Raw genomic sequence first — 18,476 nt, forward strand, 5'->3', positions numbered from 1 at the left:
GCGGGGGAGTGCTATGCGAGGAAGTTCTTCAGCTCGAACACGAGCTTCTGGATCTTTCCGGAGATCACCGGTGTGCCGAGGCTCTTGAAGCGCTGCCGGAACCACGGGTTGACGATCTGCGTCCCGGAGCTGTTCACCGACCCGACCGGGATGAACTTCACCCCCGACCGGTGCACCGCCTCGATCCCGTCGAACAGCGGCTGCGACCGGTCGAACTCGTAGAAGTCGGAGATCCACACCATCACGGTGTTGCGCGGATCGGTGATCTTCGGCCGTGCCATCTGCATGGCGACCGGGCCGTCGTTGCCGCCGCCGAGTTTGGTCCGCAGCAGCACCTCGAACGGGTCGTTGACCCACGGCGTCAGGTCGATCGCCCGCGTGTCGTAGGCGATCAGGTGGACGTCCACCTTCGGCAGCCCCGCGAAGATGGACGCCAGGATCGTGCAGTTCACCATCGAGTCGACCATCGACCCCGACTGGTCCACGACCACGATGAGCTTCGCGGGCGTGGTGCGCTTGGCGGTGTGCCGGTAGAACAGCTTGTCCACGTAGAGCCGCTCGTCGTCCGGGCTCCAGTTCGTGAGGTTCTTCCAGATCGTCCGATCCAGGTCGAGGTTGCGGAACACGCGCTTCGGCGGCACCGACCGGTCGACGGTGCCGGCGCTCGTCTGCTGCACCTGCGTCCGCAGCACCTCCGCGACCTCTTCGACGTACCTGCGGATCAGCGACTTGGCGTTGGCGAGCGCGACCCCCGACAGGTTCGCCTTGTCCCGCAGCAACTGCTCGATCAGCGACATGCTCGGGGTCAGCCGGCTCGCCAGCTTCGGGTCGGCCAGCACCTCCCTGAGCCGCATCCGCCCGACGAGGTCGCCCTCCAGCTCCGCCAGGACGCCCGACACCTCGCCCGCGCCCTCTTCCCCGAGCGCCTGCTTCAGCCATCCGGCGTCCTTCTGCCACGCCCCGAGCTGGTTCGCCGTCACACTCCCGCTACCGGTCTGGAACGCGTTGAGGAGCAGCTTCGAGATCAGCGCCGCCCGCCGCACCTCGCCTCCGCCGCCGGCCGCACCTCCACTCCCGATGCCGCTGCTCGCGCTCTCGGCGTCTGCCGCGCCGGCGTCAGCCGTGGAACCGCTCTTCGCGCCGTTGGCCGACCTGTCGTCGTTCGCGTTGCCGCCGTCCGTCGTGTCGGCGTTCGCGGCGGTGTCTGCTGTGGTGGCGGCGGGGTTCGCCAGGTCTTCGAACTCGGCGGCCAGGGCGGGGAAGCGCTGGACGAGGTTGTCGACCGACACTCCCGGGTCGAGCAGCGCGGGCGGGAGGTCCAGGTCGTCCACGATCGCGACGCTCGCCGACTCCAGCGACGGGTGCTCCTCCGGATCGAACACGCGCGCCAGCAACCGCCAGTAGAGGACCTGCCGCCGGTTCGCCTCGGCGCTCTGGCCGGCCGGCTCCGGGACGTCCTGCGCATCCTGTGCGTCTTGTGCGTCTTGGGTGCTCATTTCCGCAGCAGCCGTCCTGCCCGCTCGCGCAGCACCGCCACGGCGTCACCCGAGCGCGCCTCCGCCTTAACGACCTTGGGGTCGGTGGGGCCGAGCGCCCAGTCCCCGTTGTGCGCCTCGACGGGTTTCTTCTTGACCGTCGCCTGGACGGCGAGAGGCTGCACCCTCCACTGGCCGTCCCACCGGACGAGCCCGATGCACGCCGACGACGCGGCCACCAGTTCGGGCGTCAGCGGACCGCTGGCGGGGAGCCGGTCCAGATCGATGCCGAGGGACCGGCCGTCCAGTTCCAGTGCCGTTCCGTTGACCGTGTAGCCCTCCAGAAGGACGGGCTCGGCGATCCGCACGGGATGACGGTCGAGCGGCCGGACGGCGGCGGCGAGCGCTTCGCCGAGCTGGACGCGGGCCGTGGCGAACGGATCGGCGACGTCGCCGGCTTCGGCTCGGCCGTCGTCCCACAGCAGGTCGCCGCCGGTGAGGAGCACGTCCTGGACGTCCACGGTCCGCCGCTCGGCCAGGGCGCCGAGCAGGACGGGATGCTCGCCGAGCAGCCGCCAAACGGCCGGCCCGACGATCGTGTCGACCTTGGTCGCACCCGCACTGACCCGCACCAGCCGAGGCGGCTCGCCCGCGGACTCCAGGAGCGCATGGACTTGCACCTGGACGGCCGTCGAGTGCTCATGGACGTCCACACCCAGAAGCAGCAGCCGCCCCGAAACGGTCTCGGCGGCCTGGCCGGGCGTGCCCGGATGGGACAGCAGCATTCCGCGGGCCCACAGGTCGCTCCAGCGCCGCGCCGGCAGCCGCCCCATCGTCGCCACCGGGCACGACGCCCGCAGCTCGGCCGCCAGGCCGTCCAGCAGGACGCCCAGGCCCCGCAGCCGCGGCTCGGCCAGCGCCGCCTCGATCGCCTGGTCGGACGCCGACACCAGATCGTGGTCAACGCCGCGCCAGCCCGCGATGGCCAGCTCGCCGAGCCACGACCGGCACCCGCTGAGCAGGTTTTCGGCCTCGGCCGCGCCCGGGCCCGGCGCCTCCCACTCGCTCCGGGACCGGCCGAGCGCCGCGTCGAGATGCCCGGCCAGGGCGTCGTGGACGGCGCCGAACAGGGCGGTGCGCGCCCCTGCCAGCGTCACCAGATGCGCGTCCGCCACGGAACCCGCGGCGACCTTCTCGACCGCCTCCGCCACCGGACCGCCCAGGGGAGACCCGGCCAGGGCCCCGGCGAGTGCGGTCAGCGCCGCGCCCTGCTCCTCGCCGAGGCGCCCGAACCCGTGTGCGAGCGCCTCGTCGAACCCGGCGACGACGTCGAGTGCCTCGTCCACCCCCGGCGGCGTTCCGCCGACCAGCTCACCGAGCTGTACCGCTAGCATCAGCGCACCGCCCCCGTGGCCGGGAACCACTGCATCTCGGCCAGAGGCGCGGTCGACGACGGCAACTCCAGGTAGGCCAGATGCCGGAGGAACCGGCTGAACACCACGGCCGCCTGCGCCTCCTCCTTCCGCCCGTCCAGGGCGTGCAGGAGATCGCTGTCCTCGTCCACGTCGGCCTTCAGGTACCGGGCGACCCGGTCGACCCCGTACTGCAGGACGGCCTCCTTCACGAGGGCCTGCAAGTGCTTGCACGGATACGACCCCGACAGCCCGCCGCACGGCCGGTTGTTGTTGGTACTGCAGCTGAACCCGTGGGTACCGGACGCGATCGACGACACGTACACCCGCGCGATGTCCGAACCGCTCGACACGACTCCCTGCAGCCGTCCGTCCGCCATCTCGACGAACGGCACCTTCGCCAGTTTGCGCGGCTGGACGGGCGGCACCACGCGCACCGCGCTCCGCCGTTCCCACCCGGCATTGCCCGCGTCCAATTGACCTCCAGCACCTCGGCACGGCCGATCACGAACCCCGACCCGGACCGGTCAGGTGCGGCACAGCCTTCCAGCCCCCACCGACATTCCGCCGCCGTTCGCGCACAGCGCCGTGGAGGAAGACGGCATGCGCCGCGCGCAGGCCGCGTCCCTTCGCGGCCGCTCGATGGATCAAGGGCCGGGTAGCGTCGGCTTATGCCCGATGCCGTGACCGCTGAGGATCTGGACCTGGCCGTGCAACTCGCCGTCGCCGCGCTGCGGCAGGCGCCTCCGGGTGCCTGGGACGCCAAGGCGGGGTCGCTCGAATGGGATTGCTGGGAGACCGTCGAGCACCTGAGCGACGACCTGTTCGCCTATGCCGCCCAGCTCGGGCCGAAGACGCCGCCGATGGACGGCGAGGTGCCGTTCGTGTGGGAGAGCCGGAGGCCCGGTGGTCCCGCGAACGCCGTCCACGCGAACCGTGAGGCCGGGCCCGCCGGGCTCCTTCAGGTTCTGGAGGCGTGCGGCGGGCTGCTCATCGCGATGGTGCGCAGTACACCGCCGGACGCGCGGGCCCATCATGTTTTCGGGGCGTCGGATCCCGAGGGTTTCGCCGCGATGGGCATCGTGGAAATCCTCGTTCATACCCATGACCTCGCGGAGGGCCTGGGGCTGCTGTGGGAGCCGCCCGCCGGGTTGTGTTCGCGTGTGCTCGGACGCCTGTTCCCAGACGCACCGCGTGACACGGACCCATGGCCGACGCTGCTGTGGGCGACCGGCCGTGCGGAGCTTCCGGGCCTTTCGCGTCTCACGTCCTGGCGCTGGCACGGTTCGGTGCGCACATGAGCGCCTGGCTCGGTCCGCCGATCGACGTCCGGCACCTGTTCGCGGAGCAGCAGGCCGCGTTCATCGGACTGCTGCGCGGCCTCGGGCCCGATGAATGGACGCGGCCCACCGTCTGCCCTGGGTGGACCGTCAAGGACATCGCCGCCCACGTGCTGGGCGACCACATTGGACGGCTCTCCAGGGGCCGCGATCAGTACACGGGCTTGAAGCCGCGGGACGGTGAGGCGTTCCCGCTCTTCATCGACCGCATCAACGACGAGTGGGTCACGGCGGCGCGCCGTGTCAGCCCGCGGCTCCTCATCGAAATGCTGGCGGGCGCCGGTGACCAGATCGCGGAGTTCTGGCGGGCGGCCGATATGGAGGCCATGGGCGACCCGGTCTCCTGGGCCGGTTCCGAACCGCACCCGGTGTGGCTGGACGCCGCGCGGGACTTCAGCGAGTACTGGACGCACCACCAGCAGATCTGTGACGCCACCGGGCGGGCGGGGCTCATGGACCCGCGCTATCTCGAACCCGTCCTCGACACGTTCATGCGGGCGCTGCCGTACACGCTGCGGGATGTCGGTGCAGAGGAGGGCACCGTCCTGCAAGTGGTCATCACCGGGTTCGGCGGTTGGGCCTGCATACGGGGGTCCGGTCGTTGGGCGCTGCGGCGGGAGACGCGTGCCCGTCCCGCGGGGTTGGTCGAACTCGACGCCGATACTGCATGGCGACTGTGCACCCGTGGAATCACCCCTGATCGTGCTGCTGAGCGCGTTCGGATTGAGGGGGATCGGGGGCTCGCGGAGGCGGCGCTGAGAATCGTGTCCATCATCCATTCCGGTGACGGCTCAGCGTAGGTAGTGGAACGCCGGTTTCGGGTGCATGAGGAAGTCGTGGTGGGAGATGTTCCAGGCGTAGGCGCCGGCCATGGTGAAAGCGATCACATCGCCGGGGGACAGGTGCGGGACGAGGACGTCGCGGGCGAAGACGTCCTTGGGCGTGCACAGCTGGCCCACCAGGGTGGCTCGGTTCTCCGGGCCGCTCGCGGTGAGGGCTTTGAAGGGTTGGTCGTGGCCCTTGGTCACCGGGGTTCTCAGGTGGTGGGTGCCGCCTCGGAGGATCACGTAGGTCTCGCCGCGGGTGGTCTTCACGTCCAGGACGTCGGTGACGTACCAGCCGTGGTAGGCCGTCAGGGCACGGCCCGGTTCGATGCGCAGGGGCGGGGTCGCGGGGAGGCCCTGGCCGTAGGCCCGCCAGTCGAAGCGGGTGTCGGGTCTCGTGTAGTCGACGGCCATGCCGCCGCCTATGTTGAGCTCCGGGTCGCGTACTCCGTGGGCTTCCAGCCAGGGAAGTGCCCAGTCCCTTATCTGCGTGGCCAAGTCCAGCATTGCGGGAGCGTCCAGGCCGGAGGCCAGGTGGACGTGGATGCCGCGGAGGTCGATGTGGGGAGTTTCGGATATGCGGCGGGCGCACTCGTCGAGGGTGGGCTCGTCCATGCCGAATGGGCCGCTCATGGTGAGGGCGGCGTTCGGGGTGTTGAGAGGCAGGTTGGCCCGTAGGAGGACGCTGGCCGGGCCTGGGAGGCGGGACAGTTCTCGCGGGCTCTCCACGTGGATGCGGTCGACGTTGAGCTGCTGTGCCAGGGAGAGTTCTTCGGTTGTCTTGCCTGGGCCGCCGAAGGCCATGCGGGTGTCGGGCAGTGTTGCGCGAACGTGGGTGAGTTCGCCTCCGGAGGAGACTTCGATGCCGTCCACGTGTGGGGCCAGGGTCCGGAGGATCTCGGCGTCCGGGTTGGCCTTGGCGGCGTAGAAGAGTTCCGTGTCGGGAAGGGCGGCGCGGACCTCGGCGGCGTGTGCGTCCAGGCCGGGCAGGTCGTAGATGTAGGCGGGGTAGCTGTCGAGGCCGACGGCGTACTCGTTCATAGCGGACGGGGTGCGGCGAGCGGATTGGGGGCGGGGACGTAGGTTGCGCCGCGGTCGGCCGTGCGCGACCAGCGTGTGCGGAGGTTCGCCTTGGCGGGCAGGGGGACGCCGGCCAAGAGCGCCCTTATCTGCGGATGGTGGTCGTGGGCGGCGAAATGCTTTCTCGCGGTCTGCCAGAGCATTTGCTCCAGGGATGGGTGCAGGTCCGCTATCGCGGCCGCGATCTCGGTCAGGTGGTTGACGACGAGGCAGTAGACGACGCGGTTCCAGCCCCGGTCCGGGGCATAGGTGAGGCTTTCGGCCACGCGGGACGGGAGATGGCCCAGATCCCAGCGGCCCGCTGTGAGCTTCGTGCCCTCCAGGTCGCGGAACGCCGTGTGGATGGGCATGCCGTCGGTGTCCACGCAGACGAGGACGTTCTGGAGGTGCGGTTCCAGGACGACGCCGTGGTCCAGGTAGGCGCGCAACACCGGGGGCGCGACCTGCGCCACGTAGGCGTCCCACCAGGCTTGGGCGCTGTCGGGCGCCGCCAGGGCCGGCAGATCTGCGAGGAACGTGGTGTAGGGGTCGGACAGTGCGCCGGCCAGCAGCGGTGTGCCGGGGAGGGCCTTGATGCCCTGGCGCAGGATCACGCCCAAGCCTTCGTACAGGCGGCGGTCGGCGAGGGTGGTGCTGCGGTAGGCGGGTTCGGCGAGGAGCGTGGAGTTCAGCTCTTCGAAGATGGGCGGCAGTAGTTCGTTGAGGGTTATCGCCCCGGTCAGCTCGTACCAGGCGTTCTTACGGACGCAGTTGGTGATGCGCACGTCCAGGCTGAATTTGCAGAACACGTCGGCGTCCGGCAGATACGCCGTCCGGACGGACGATGTGGGCACCGCCTCGGTGTCGGACGGGCCGAGGTTGAGCAGCAGGCCCCGCGCCAAGGCGTCCTGTAGGACGGGATTGTCCGCCATCAAAGAGAACTGCCATGGGTGGACGGGGAGCAGCCTTCGGCCGGGCGGGGACGGCGGCCCGTACGGCTCAAGGGCCTTGAACGCGTCAGGGTCCCCTTCTTCGGCGATGAGGTCTTCCGGAACGGCCAGCCAATGGGGACGGAAACGAGATCGCGTTTCCGGCGCGTATGCAAGCCAGTCGGACGGTGACCCCTGGCGTGACTTCGGGGACGGGTGAAAACGGTGCCCCGCCACCAGGGACTGTTCCGAGTCGATGTAGCGGCCGTCCGAAGGTTCGCTTCGTGCGGCGATGATCGCGGCCAGCGCGTTGTGGCTGTCGCCCACCTGGGTGAGGAACTCCGGGTTCGCGCGGCCGGTGGCCAGTTCCAGCTCACCGGCCACCAGGTTCGCCAGCCTGTCCCAGGGAGCAGCGATCCACTCGTCGCCACGCCGCTCCTCGTAGGGCGGCGCCAGGCGGTAGGTGGGCCCGACCGGGGGACGGGCAAGCCCCGTGCGGAGCACGACGCCCGCGCGGGGCAGACGGGCCACCAGGTGCGCGCCGTCCGGCCATACCTGCTGCTCGGGCGCGCAGACCTCCCGGATCAGGCAGTTCAGCAGCGCGGTCGAGGTGGCGTCGTCGGCGGAGATGCCGGGTTCTGTCAGCAGCACGTCGGGTCCCGTGAGTTGTGCAGAGCGGTCGGTGAGCGCGGTGGTTCCGGTTACGGGCACGTGGTGTCCCGCAGGTAGTTCGGCCCTGGCGGGCCGTAGTGCTTGTTGATGTCGGCCGCGCCGGTCCGCGCCTTGTCGACGAGGGTTCCGGCGGTGACCATGGCCTTGCCCGGCAGCGTGTCCGCGTCGAGCGTGCGGGAGCGCAGGAACGCCTCGTCCGGGCCGAGGGCCTCGGCGAGCCGGTCGCGGATCATCGCGCGGCCGGTGCGCCAGGGGAGCAGGCCGCGTTCGGCCAGTCCGAGGGCGGGGGCGGCGGCGCACAGGTGCAGCGTGATGGTGATGAAGACGCGGGCCAGCGCCTCGTCGTCATCGGTCGTCATCCTGCGGTCGACGAGGTCGCGCGGGTCCGTGCCGGGGGACGGCGGGAGTCGGTCGCGGAGCCGGGACGTGTTGATCAGCGCGCCGTCGTTGTCCTTGATCAGGAGGCGGGGCGGGGCGTCGTCCAGGACGAGGGCGACGTTCTGCTGATGCGCCTCTAGAGCGATGCCGTAGCGGAACAGGGTGACGTTCCATGAGAACAGTGCCGACAGGTAGGCATCGAAGAGCGGCTTGACGTCCCAGCCTTCTATCACGTGACCGTGATCGGGGGCCTCGGCGAGCAGTGCCGCTATGGGGACGATGTGCGCGTGTGCGGTTTCGGGTGGGAAGCGCCGCACGAGGTAGCCGAGAAGCGGGTCCTGTGCATGGCCATAGGTCTGTTCGTCGGTCAGAAGCACCGGGAGCGCGGATTCGTGCAGGAGGACGCGGCGCAGAATGCGTTCGACGAGCGCGCCGTCGGGGAGGGTGCCGGGCATGATCGTGCGGCGGTTGCGGAGGCCGAGGGTGCTGGTCGGCAGCGGCATCTTCACGTGCCCGAGCGGAGTGGCCGCCACCGTCCGCATCGACAGGGTGGGCGTGACCTGCAGGTACGGGTCGGGGGCGAGGGCCGCGCCGGGGAGCGCGTTCACGTGCCGCGCCGCGAGCGGGTGGACGGGGAACAGCGCGTCGGCGGAGGGCAGGCCGACATCGGCGGGGGCCGGCCACCAGCCTGGGAGCGACCCCGCCAGCACCGGGTTCCGCACGGCCGCCCAGCGCAGCGGGAACGACGGCGCGAACTCGGGCGCGTAGCGGCTCAGATCGGCCATGGACAGGCCCGCGCGGCTGCGCCCCATCGGATGCACCGGGTGGTCGTTGTAGGCCGCGAGCGTCTCGTAGAACGTCCCGGGGCCGGTCCGCAGTTCGCGCGGGATGCGCGCCAGCCGCCGGTACACCGCCGGACGCGCGTCGCCGTGGAGTTTGACGGCCGCCAGGGCGTCCAGGCATTCCCGCTCGAAGGCGGCTACGTCGTCGCGCGGGTCCGCCAGTGCGCGGACGGCGGTGAAGACGTCGCTCAGCTTCAGATTCTCCGCCGGGTCCACGACGAGTTCGGAGAGGAACGCCGGCCGCGCGTCGAGAAGGCGTACGGGACGACCCGGCAGGTCGAGCGTCCGGTGCCCGATGGGCGTTCGGTGCCCGATGAGGCGGTGCAGGCCCGCGTAGTTCTCGCGGAGGAGCGCGTCCAGAACCCGGGCCGCCAGTCGGCCCTCGATGTCGTCGTCGGTCACGCGATCGTCCAGTCGTGGGCGGCGCGGAAACGCGCCAGTGCGGCGTTCACCTCGTCTGCCTCGGGGCCGATGGCGCGGACCGTGCCCAGGTAGTCGCGGTTGGTGCGGGTGACGGCGACGGTGTCTCCCACCGAGCGCTGAGGGCGGTAGGCCAGCCGCACTGGGCCGTCGTCCATCTGGAGGGGGCCGGGAGCCGCCGTGAGTTTGCCCGAGCGGTCGGCGATGACCGGTTCGGCGATGGCGTGCCTTCGGTCAGGGGTGCGCCAGGACTGAAGGGGTCCACCCAGGTGAACGTTCAGGATTTCCTCGAACAGGGGCACGCCCAGGAGGTCGGCCAGCAGGAAGTCACAGTGGTCGCCGATCAGCCGGTAGTTGACCTCGATGATGCGGGCGCGGCCCTCGTGGACGACGAATTCCGTATGGCAGGCTCCGAAACCGACGCCCAGTGCTTCGAGCTGCTCCAGGATCTGCGGTGTTTCCGGGGGCGGGGCCGTCCACTCCAGGCGTTCCTCCACGAAGAACGGCGGCGGCGAGAGGGTCGTGCGGAACGAGCCGAGGACACGCAGCTCCCGCCCGTCGCCCAGCGTTTCCAGTGTGTGGAGTCGTCCCGGAAGGTACTCCTCGGCCACCAGGGGGTCGTCCCGGTGCGCGGCGATCTCGTCGCGTCGCGTGGCCAGCTCCACGGCGTTCTGGACGAGGAACACGTCCTCACTGGCCACGCCCTCGCGGGGCTTCAGGACGAGCGGATACGGCGCGTCCGCCGGCACCTGATGGGCGTCGGCGGAGAAGACCGGGTCGAGGGACGCGAGGTGCCGCCGCATGAGCGCCTTGTTCTTGGCGCGGGCCGCCGCCCGCCAGTCCTTGGCCGGGAGCCCGAAGTAGGCGGCGGCCAGCGCGGCGGGCGCCTGCAGGAAGTCGCTGTTGGAGAAGATGGCCGCGGGCTCGCCGCCGATGGCCGCGATGATCTCGCGGAAGTCGGTGACGTCGCATTCGACGACCGGTCCGCCGTGCGTCCCGGCGTGGGCGGCCGGACGGTCGGTGAGGAGCGTCGTGTCGAGGCCCAGGCGCGCGGCGGCGGGCAGGAACCCGTGCGTCACCGCGTCGGTCGCCTTTCCGGCGACCAGATAGAGCGAGGCGGCCACGAGCGGCCTTTCCAGTGCGAGACATGAGCCGGTCAGTGAGATGAGCCGGTGATTGCGACGAGCCGGTGAGCGAGACAGGCCGGTGAGTGAGGTAAGCCTTGCCTAACTCGCTGTCACCATAGTGGCGGTGCCGCATGCGGTAGGCAAGAACGATGACATCGCGTGTCCCGGCCCGTTCGGCGATCCGACAGGATGGGGGCCATGGATCTCGTCGACCGGTGGGTCGCGCTCGCGGGGCCTCACACCCGGCATATCGGAACGGAACTGGACAAGCGCTACGGCGAGCCGCACCGCCGCTACCACACGCGCCGCCACCTCACCGCCGTCCTCGACCTCGTGGACGAACTGGCCGGACACGCCTCCGCCGCCGACCTCGTCCGGCTCGCCGCCTGGTTCCACGACGCCGTCTACGACCCCGAACGCGCCGACAACGAGGAACGCAGCGCGCGCCTCGCCGCCCGCATGCTCACCGACACCGACCTCCGGGAACCGGACATCGAGGAAGTCGTCCGCCTGGTCGAGCTCACCACCACGCACGCGCCAGGCGAGGACGACCGGAACGGCCAGGTCCTGTGCGACGCCGACCTCGCCATCCTCGGTGCGGAACCCGACCAGTACGCCGCATACGCCGCCGCCGTCCGCGAGGAGTACGCATTCGTCCCCGACGAGTTCTTCCGCGCGGGACGCGCCCAAGTGCTCAACGGCCTTCTCGCGCTGCCCAGACTCTTCCACACGGCCCCGGCCAGGGAACGCTTCGAAGAACGCGCAAGGAACAACATCCGGACAGAGCTGGCGCTCCTCAACGCCTAGCGGCGGATCCCCGTGGCCGGTAAGCCTTCCGCCGGCGCAGGCCCGCCGCCGTCAGGCGCGAGAGCAGCTCCTGGCAACCCACCGCCTGCGCCCCCAGCGACACCGCCGTCTCGTAGAGTTCGGACGGGACGTCGTAGTGGTCGCGCTCGAACGCCCGCGGCGGCATCCCCAGCTCCGCCGCGAAGACGTGCAGTTCCTCGTACGAGACATCGCTCACCATGTGCGACCAGACGCGGCCGCGCGCGGGCCACAGGGGCGGATCGATGAGGATCAAGACGGCTCCGGGGGACGTGACCGGGATCGGGCTGGACGGGCACGGACGTAGGCGAGCGCCGGATGAGGGAAACTCAGCCCGACAGTACACACATGCGAAGGGGCATGCTGTTGACTTCCTCCTCTCCCTGCCGGGAGAGAATTCCTACGGCTCGCGCCGTGGGTGTTTCTGCTTCACGGCCGATTGCGGAAGGGAGGGCCCTTGCCGTCTGACATCAGCTCCACAGACCTCGCCGGGGGCGTGCCCGGCTACGGCTCGACCAGCCGCAAGGATGTTCTTGGCCGCGTTGTGGTCCCGGTCGTGCCGGGTGCGGCAACCCCGGCACGTCCAGTGCCGGGTCGACAGGCTCAACTCCGCGAGCAGGTGCCCGCAGTGCGAGCAGGTCTTGGACGAGGGGTACCAGCGGTCGATGACGATCAGGGTCCGTCCGGCGCGTGCGGCCTTGTACTCCAGCATGCGCCGGAACTCGCCCCACCCGCAGTCGGAGATCGCGCGGGCCAGGCTGCGGTTGCGGACCATGTTGGCGACCGCGAGGTCCTCGACCACGATCACGTCCGCTTGGCGGACGAGGCTGGTGCTGGTGCGGTGCAGGAAGTCGGCGCGGGCGTTGCGGACCTTGCGGTGGGCGGCGGCGACCTTGGCCTTGGCCTTGCGCCGATTGTTGCTGCCCCTCTGGCAGCGGGCCATGCGCCGCTGGTACCGGGCCAGGTTGCGGGCCTTGCGCTCCAGGTGCCGGGGGTTGGCGATGCGGTCCCCGTCGGAGGTCACCACGAAGTCCTTCACGCCCAGGTCGATGCCGATCTGGCGCCCGGCGGCCGGCAGCGGCTCGGGCTCACCGGCGCCGGTGTCGACGGCGAAGGTCACATACCAGCGGCCGTCCGGCTCCCGCGAGATCACCACCATCGTCGGGTCCAACCCGGCCAGATCCACCTCATCGAAGGACCACACCAGCGCCAGCGGCACCCGGGTCTTGGCCATCCACAACTCGCCGTTGCGGATGCGGAACGCCGAGCGGGTGTAGTGCGCGCACTGGCGGCCGGTGCGGGTCTTGAAGCGCGGGTGGCGAGCGCGTCCGGCAAAGAACCCGGCGAACGCGGAGTGCTGGTGCCGCAGCGCCTGCTGCAACGGGACCGAGGACACCTCGTTCAGGAACGCCTAGTCTTCGGTCTTCTTCCAGGCGGTCAGCGCGGCGTCGGTCTCCAGGTAGGTGGTGCGCTTACCTTCGGTGCGCCAGGCGCGGCGGCGCTCGGCGAGGGTCTTGTTCCACACCAGGCGCACGCAGCCGAACGTGCGGCCGAAGAGGGTCGCCTGCTCGGGGTCGGGGTAGGCCCGGCACTTGTACGCCGTCCGCATGACCGCCACTTTACACACCGTTTGTGCATGTGCAGGCACTCTCGGTTATCAGAGGGCTCGGTTCCAGGAGCGGCCCGGCGCAGCCGGGCCGCTCCTGACGGAGTCCGGATTCCTCCCCGGCCTGAAGGCCGGGGCATCCTCCGGAGGTTCAGTGAACGACGTACAGCCGAACGACGTGGTCGCGCACATCCAGGCCGGACGTGACCGGTTCATCGCCGACCTCAAGGAGTGGCTGAGGATCCCGTCCATCTCCGGAAACCCGGCGCACGCCGGGGACGTCCGGAAATCCGCGGAGTGGCTCGCCGAATACCTGCGCGGTCAAGGCTTCCCCTCCGTCGAGATCTGGGAGACCCCCGGACTCCCGGCCGTCTACGCCGAATGGCCCGCCGAGGACCCCGGCGCACCCGCCGTCGTCGTGTACGGCCACCACGACGTCCAGCCGGTCGAGCCGCTGGCCGAGTGGGACACCGACCCCTTCCAGCCCGTCGAGGACGGCGACCGGCTCATCGGGCGCGGCGCGTCCGACGACAAGGGGCAGATCTTCTTCCACACGCTCGGGATCCGCGCGTCGCTCGCCGCGTCCGGGAGGCAGGCGCCGCCCGTCACGATCAAACTGCTGGTGGAGGGCGAGGAGGAGTCGGGGTCGGTGCACTTCGCCGACCTGCTGCGCACCCACCGCGACAGGCTCGCCTGCGACGCCGTCGTCATCAGCGACACCACGATGTGGGCGGCGGACGTCCCGTCGATGTGCACCGGGATGCGCGGGCTGACCGAGGCCGAGGTCACGCTGCGCGGCCCGGCGTCCGACCTGCACTCGGGCTCGTTCGGCGGCGCGGTGCCGAACCCGCTGCGGGCCATGGCGGCGTTGCTCGCCGCCCTGCACGACGAAGACGGCCGGGTCACCCTCCCCGGCTTCTACGACGACGTCGTCCCGCTGACGGACGAGGAGCGCGAACTGTTCGCGCGGCTCCCGTTCGACGAGGACGAGTGGCTGCGGGGCGCCGGCGAGAGCCGCGCCGCGCACGGCGAGAAGGGCTACACGACCCTCGAACGGATCTGGGCGCGTCCCACCGCCGAGATCAACGGCATGTGGGGCGGGCACACGGGCCCCGGCGGCAAGACCATCGTGCCCCGCGACGCACACGCCAAGCTCTCCTTCCGGCTCGTTGCCGGCCAGGATCCGGGCAAGGTCCATGAGGCGTTCAAGGCGTGGGTCTCCCAGAACACCCCGCCCGGCGTCGAGGCGGAGGTGCGGGTCCAGGGCGGCGGCGTCCGGCCCTGCTTCTCACCGATCGACTCAGCCGGCGTCAAGGCCGCGCGCCGCGCGATGGAACGGGCGTTCGGCACCGAGGTGCTGTTCACCCGCGAGGGCGGCAGCGGCCCCGAGGCCGACCTCGCCGACATCCTGGACGCGCCGCTGATCTTCGTCGCGGTCGGCCTGAACGGCGACCGCATCCACGCCCCGAACGAGAAGGTCGAGATACCGCTGCTCCTCAAGGGCGCCGAGGCCGCCGCGTACCTGTGGGAAGAACTCGCCTCGGCGCTGCGCTGAACCCCCTGGAAAGGAGCAGAACGTGACCGATGGCCCCCTGGAGTGGCTGGCGCTCGCCCGCGGAACCCTGGACAGGTTCGCGCTGCACCGCCGCGACGACGCCTGGCTGGACGCGGCCTGGGCGGACCCGAAGACCCGCGTCCTCGTCGTCCAGGACGGCCGCGCGCTGGTGAGCTACGAGCCGAGCCCCGCGCTCGTCCTCGTCCCGCCGGAGCAGGCGCCGGACGGCGACCGCTGGCTCCTCGGCGTGGACGACGCCGGCACCGCCTACTTCGGGACGCCGGGTCCGCTGCCCGCCATCGAGGGGACGCAGCCGTCCGGGCTGCGCCGCGTCGGCGCCCTCCTGGGCGACCAGGACTCCGGACTGCTCACGCATGTCGTGGCGCTGGAGCACTGGCACCGGAACAACCGGTACTGCCCGCGCTGCGGCGCCGAAACGCGGACGGCGTCCGCCGGGCACGTGCGCGTCTGCCCCGAGGACGGATCCCAGCACTTCCCGCGCGTCGACCCCGCCGTGATCATGCTGGTGACGGACGACGCCGACCGGATACTCCTGGCCCGCGGCCCGCAGTGGCCCGCCGACCGCCGCTCGATCCTCGCCGGGTTCGTCGAACCGGGCGAATCCCTCGAACAGGCCGTCGCGCGGGAGGTGAAGGAGGAGGTCGGGGTGCCCGTGCGGGACGTCCGCTACCTCGGCAGCCAGCCGTGGCCGCTGCCGCAGAGCCTCATGCTCGGCTTCACCGCCAGGGCCGACGGCGACGTCCCGCTGTACCCCGACCCGGAGGAGATCCTGGACGCCGCCTGGTACACCCGCGACGAACTCCGCACGGCCATCGACGCCGGCGACATCGTCGCGCCCGGCCCGCTGTCCATCGCCGCCCAGCTCATCATGCGCTGGTACGGCGGCGACCTCCCCAAGATGCCGCCCTTCTGACGGAGGGGTCATCTATAGTGAGCGGTGCGTAACCTCCCCGCCACTGCGGGGATGGTCCCCAGACGGTTCCGACGGTGACCATCGGCAGTGAGTGCTCCCCGCGCATGCGGGGATGGCGAGGCCCGCCGTCCTCATGGTCGGCGGGCCTTCTGTTCAGCGTTCGTTCTGAAGTTCCGCGAGGCGGCGCTTGACTTCCTTGGCGCTGGGGTTGGTGGCGGCGGAGCCGTCCGGATAGAGGATTGTCGGAACTGTCTGATTTCCGCCGTTGACGCTCATGACGAAGTCGGCGGCCTCCGGGTCACGCTCGATGTCGACCTCCACCATCTCGATGCCGTCGCGGGCGAGCTGGCTCTTGAGCCGGCGGCAGAACCCGCACCACCGCGTCGTGTACATGGTGAGCTGGCCGGTCGGGCCCTTGGCCCGGTCGGTCGTCGGCGTCGCCATCGCTGCGTCGTCTCCCTCGTTCGTTCGTACGGTCCGCTCCGGAGAACAGTAGACACACGCTGCGCATTCCAGTTGTCCACAGGTGGCGTGATGGCCGTGACGGGTGGTGCGGGCTGCGAGTATGGGGGGATGTTGGCTGAGTCGGTGCTGGAGGGACTCGACCCCGAACAGCGGGCGGTCGCCGAGGCGGTGAAGGGGCCGGTGTGCGTGCTGGCCGGTGCCGGGACGGGCAAGACCAGGGCCATCACGCACCGCATCGCCTACGCCACGCTGACCGGCGTGGTGACGCCGCAGCGGGTGCTGGCCGTGACGTTCACCACGCGGGCGGCGGGGGAGCTGCGGAGCCGGCTGCGGCAGCTCGGCGCGCCCGGCGTCCAGGCGCGGACGTTCCACGCCGCGGCGCTGCGCCAGCTCACCTATTTCTGGCCGCGCGTCGTCGGCGGCGAACCGCCCAAGATCATCGACTCGAAGATCGGCCTGGTGGCGGACGCGGCGCGGGCGTGCCGGCTGTCGCTCGGGCGCACGGAGCTGCGCGACGTCGCGAGCGAGATCGAATGGGCGAAGGTCACCCAGCACCGGCCCGAGGACTACCCCGCCGCGGTCGTCGCGGCCGGCCGGAAGCCGCCCGCCGAGATCGTCGACGTGGCGCGCGTCTACGCGATGTACGAGCAGCTCAGGCGCGAACGCAACCTGCTCGACTTCGAGGGGATGCTGGAGCTGACCGCGGCCGTCCTCACCGAGCACCGGGAGGTCGCGAACCAGGTCCGCGAGCAGTACCGGTATTTCGTCGTGGACGAGTTCCAGGACGTCAACCCGCTGCAGAAGATGCTGCTCGACACCTGGCTCGGCGACCGCGACGACCTGTGCGTCGTCGGCGACCCCAACCAGACGATCTACTCGTTCACCGGCGCGTCCCCGTCCCACCTGCTCGGCTTCACCCGCGAGCACCCGGACGCGAAGGTCGTCAAGCTCGTCCGCGACTACCGGTCGACGCCGCAGGTGGTGCGCCTCGCGAACGGCGTGATCGGGCAGGCGAGGGGCGACGGGGCGGTCCGGCACAAACTGGAGCTGCTGGCCCAGCGTGAACAGGGCCCCGAGCCGGTGTTCAACGAGTACGACGACGAGGTCGCCGAGGCCGACGACGCGGCACGCCGGGCGCGCAAGCTCGTCGACGAGGGCGTCCCCGCGCGGGAGATCGCGATCCTGTACCGGATCAACGCGCAGTCCGAGACGTACGAGTCGGCGCTGGCGGCGGCGGGCGTCCCCTACGTGCTGCGCGGCGCGGAACGGTTCTTCGAGCGGCCCGAGGTCCGCGAGGCGGTGGTCAGGCTGCGCGGCGCGGCGCGGGCGGGCGGCGACGCCGAGAACGACGGGACGGGGCTGATCATGACCGTCCGGCACGTGCTGTCCGGGGCCGGGTTCTCCGACCAGCCGCCCGAGGGCGCGGGTGCGGCCCGCGCGCGCTGGGAGTCGCTCGCCGCGCTGGCCCAGCTCGCCGAGGACATGGCCGCCGACAACCCGAAGGCCGGCCTCCCGGACTTCGTCGCCGAACTGGAGGAACGCGCCACCGCCCAGCACGCGCCTCCCCTGGAGGGCGTCACGCTGGCGTCGCTGCACGCCGCCAAGGGCCTGGAGTGGGACGCGGTGTTCCTCGTCGGGCTCGCCGATGGAACGCTGCCGATCGTCTACGCGGAGACGCCCGCGGAGATCGAGGAGGAACGGCGGCTGCTGTACGTCGGCGTCACCCGGGCGCGCGTCCACCTGTCGCTGTCATGGGCGTTGTCGCGCTCGCCCGGCGGGTCGCGCCACCGCCGCCCGTCCCGCTTCCTGGACGGCCTGACCGGCAAGACCACCACGCACACCCCCGCCCGTGCCGACCGGACGAAGCGGCGTGCCACCAGGGGCCCGCAGCCGTGCCGCGTCTGCGAACGCCCGCTGACCGCCGCCGTCGAACGCAAGCTCGGCCGCTGCGAGGACTGCCCGTCCGAGCTCAACGAGGAACTGCTCATCGCGCTCAAGGAGTGGCGCGCCCGCGTGTCGGCCGAGCAGAAGGTCCCCGCCTACGTGGTGTTCACCGACGCGACGCTCCAGGCGATCGCCGAGCACGGCCCCGAGTCCATGGAGGACCTGGCCCGCATCCCCGGCATCGGCAAGGTGAAGCTCGACCGCTACGGCGACGCAGTCCTCGACCTGTGCGGCGCCTGACTACGACCAGACCGGGCCTCCGACGTCCTCCACAACCTGTGCGTGTGTGAGCAGGGGCAGCCTTGGCCGGTAGGGCAAGCTGGTTCTCGGCCTGTGCGGCTCGTGAGTACGGCCGGGCCTGTGACGTGCTTTTCGGCGTGTGCGTGTGTGAGCGGGGGCAGCCTTGGCCGGTAGGGCGAGTTGGTTCTCGGCCTGTGCGGCTCGTGAGTACGGCCGGGCCTGTGACGTGCTTTTCGGCGTGTGCGTGTGTGAGCAAGGGCAGCCTTGGCCGGTAGGGCGAGTTGGTTCTCGGCCTGTGCGGCTCGTGAGTACGGCCGGGCCTGTGACGTGTTTCTCGGCGTGTGCGTGTGTGAGCAAGGGCAGCCTTGGCCGGTAGGGCGAGTTGGTTCTCGGCCTGTGCGGCTCGTGAGTACGGCCGGGCCTGTGACG

At 70.9% G+C, this 18,476-nt stretch carries 15 protein-coding genes and 1 pseudogene; 6 read left to right on the top strand and 10 right to left on the bottom strand.

The window, feature by feature from the left end:
* Positions 1-11 precede the first annotated feature (11 nt).
* Genes AB0C35_RS18005 through AB0C35_RS18015 form a run of 3 tightly spaced genes read right to left on the bottom strand, consistent with a single transcriptional unit; the run spans position 12 to position 3,363 of the window.
* A complete protein-coding gene (locus AB0C35_RS18005) occupies positions 12-1,496 on the bottom strand; it encodes a VWA domain-containing protein (protein ID WP_358456784.1) in 1,485 nt (494 codons plus the stop codon).
* A complete protein-coding gene (locus AB0C35_RS18010) occupies positions 1,493-2,869 on the bottom strand; it encodes a hypothetical protein (RefSeq protein ID WP_358456787.1) in 1,377 nt (458 codons plus the stop codon). Before AB0C35_RS18010 ends, AB0C35_RS18005 begins: the two co-directional genes overlap by 4 nt.
* Entirely contained in the window at positions 2,869-3,363 is a 495-nt protein-coding gene (locus AB0C35_RS18015; RefSeq protein WP_358456790.1) for a hypothetical protein, read from the bottom strand. The genes AB0C35_RS18010 and AB0C35_RS18015 overlap by 1 nt, the downstream gene beginning before the upstream one ends.
* Before the next feature lie 207 nt (positions 3,364-3,570).
* Between AB0C35_RS18015 and AB0C35_RS18020 the strand changes: the two genes are divergently transcribed.
* Positions 3,571-4,188: a maleylpyruvate isomerase N-terminal domain-containing protein gene (locus AB0C35_RS18020; protein ID WP_358456792.1), complete on the top strand. Its 618-nt coding sequence runs from the start codon at positions 3,571-3,573 to the stop codon at positions 4,186-4,188.
* Positions 4,185-5,027: a maleylpyruvate isomerase family mycothiol-dependent enzyme gene (locus AB0C35_RS18025; RefSeq protein WP_358456795.1), complete on the top strand. Its 843-nt coding sequence runs from the start codon at positions 4,185-4,187 to the stop codon at positions 5,025-5,027. Before AB0C35_RS18020 ends, AB0C35_RS18025 begins: the two co-directional genes overlap by 4 nt.
* On the opposite strand, the gene AB0C35_RS18030 is transcribed toward AB0C35_RS18025, so the two are convergent.
* The 4 genes from AB0C35_RS18030 to AB0C35_RS18045 are packed head-to-tail and all read right to left on the bottom strand — an operon-like array spanning position 5,019 to position 10,475.
* A complete protein-coding gene (locus AB0C35_RS18030; RefSeq protein WP_358456798.1) occupies positions 5,019-6,092 on the bottom strand; it encodes a type III PLP-dependent enzyme in 1,074 nt (357 codons plus the stop codon). The genes AB0C35_RS18025 and AB0C35_RS18030 overlap by 9 nt on opposite strands.
* Entirely contained in the window at positions 6,089-7,750 is a 1,662-nt protein-coding gene (locus tag AB0C35_RS18035; RefSeq protein ID WP_358456800.1) for an IucA/IucC family protein, read from the bottom strand. The genes AB0C35_RS18030 and AB0C35_RS18035 overlap by 4 nt, the downstream gene beginning before the upstream one ends.
* Positions 7,741-9,333, bottom strand: a complete 1,593-nt coding sequence (locus AB0C35_RS18040; protein ID WP_358456803.1) for an IucA/IucC family protein — start codon at positions 9,331-9,333, stop codon at positions 7,741-7,743. The genes AB0C35_RS18035 and AB0C35_RS18040 overlap by 10 nt, the downstream gene beginning before the upstream one ends.
* Positions 9,330-10,475, bottom strand: coding sequence for a siderophore biosynthesis protein (locus tag AB0C35_RS18045; RefSeq protein ID WP_358456806.1), 1,146 nt, complete (start codon positions 10,473-10,475; stop codon positions 9,330-9,332). The genes AB0C35_RS18040 and AB0C35_RS18045 overlap by 4 nt, the downstream gene beginning before the upstream one ends.
* A 201-nt stretch (positions 10,476-10,676) precedes the next feature.
* Between AB0C35_RS18045 and AB0C35_RS18050 the strand changes: the two genes are divergently transcribed.
* Entirely contained in the window at positions 10,677-11,285 is a 609-nt protein-coding gene (locus tag AB0C35_RS18050; RefSeq protein ID WP_358456809.1) for an HD domain-containing protein, read from the top strand.
* Here the strand turns inward: AB0C35_RS18050 and AB0C35_RS18055 are convergent.
* Both AB0C35_RS18055 and AB0C35_RS18060 read right to left on the bottom strand, forming a co-directional pair.
* Entirely contained in the window at positions 11,275-11,559 is a 285-nt protein-coding gene (locus AB0C35_RS18055) for a DUF4031 domain-containing protein (protein ID WP_358456812.1), read from the bottom strand. The genes AB0C35_RS18050 and AB0C35_RS18055 overlap by 11 nt on opposite strands.
* 144 nt (positions 11,560-11,703) lie before the next feature.
* A pseudogene (locus AB0C35_RS18060) lies at positions 11,704-12,912 on the bottom strand (RNA-guided endonuclease TnpB family protein).
* A 151-nt stretch (positions 12,913-13,063) separates the two neighbouring features.
* Between AB0C35_RS18060 and AB0C35_RS18065 the strand changes: the two are divergent.
* Both AB0C35_RS18065 and nudC read left to right on the top strand, forming a co-directional pair.
* On the top strand, positions 13,064-14,464 hold the full coding sequence (locus AB0C35_RS18065; RefSeq protein WP_358456815.1) for a dipeptidase: 1,401 nt from the start codon (positions 13,064-13,066) through the stop codon (positions 14,462-14,464).
* Positions 14,465-14,486: 22 nt separating this feature from the next.
* Complete coding sequence (nudC, locus tag AB0C35_RS18070) at positions 14,487-15,398, top strand: NAD(+) diphosphatase (RefSeq protein WP_358456818.1); 912 nt, start codon at positions 14,487-14,489, stop codon at positions 15,396-15,398.
* Positions 15,399-15,551: 153 nt separating this feature from the next.
* Here nudC and AB0C35_RS18075 read toward each other — a convergent pair whose 3' ends face one another.
* On the bottom strand, positions 15,552-15,842 hold the full coding sequence (locus tag AB0C35_RS18075) for a mycoredoxin (RefSeq protein ID WP_358456821.1): 291 nt from the start codon (positions 15,840-15,842) through the stop codon (positions 15,552-15,554).
* Positions 15,843-15,971: 129 nt separating this feature from the next.
* Between AB0C35_RS18075 and AB0C35_RS18080 the strand changes: the two genes are divergently transcribed.
* A complete protein-coding gene (locus AB0C35_RS18080) occupies positions 15,972-18,047 on the top strand; it encodes an ATP-dependent DNA helicase UvrD2 (RefSeq protein WP_358456824.1) in 2,076 nt (691 codons plus the stop codon).
* Positions 18,048-18,476: the final 429 nt, after the last annotated feature.

Source organism: Spirillospora sp. NPDC048819 (genome assembly GCF_040650055.1).
GTDB lineage: Bacteria > Actinomycetota > Actinomycetes > Streptosporangiales > Streptosporangiaceae > Spirillospora.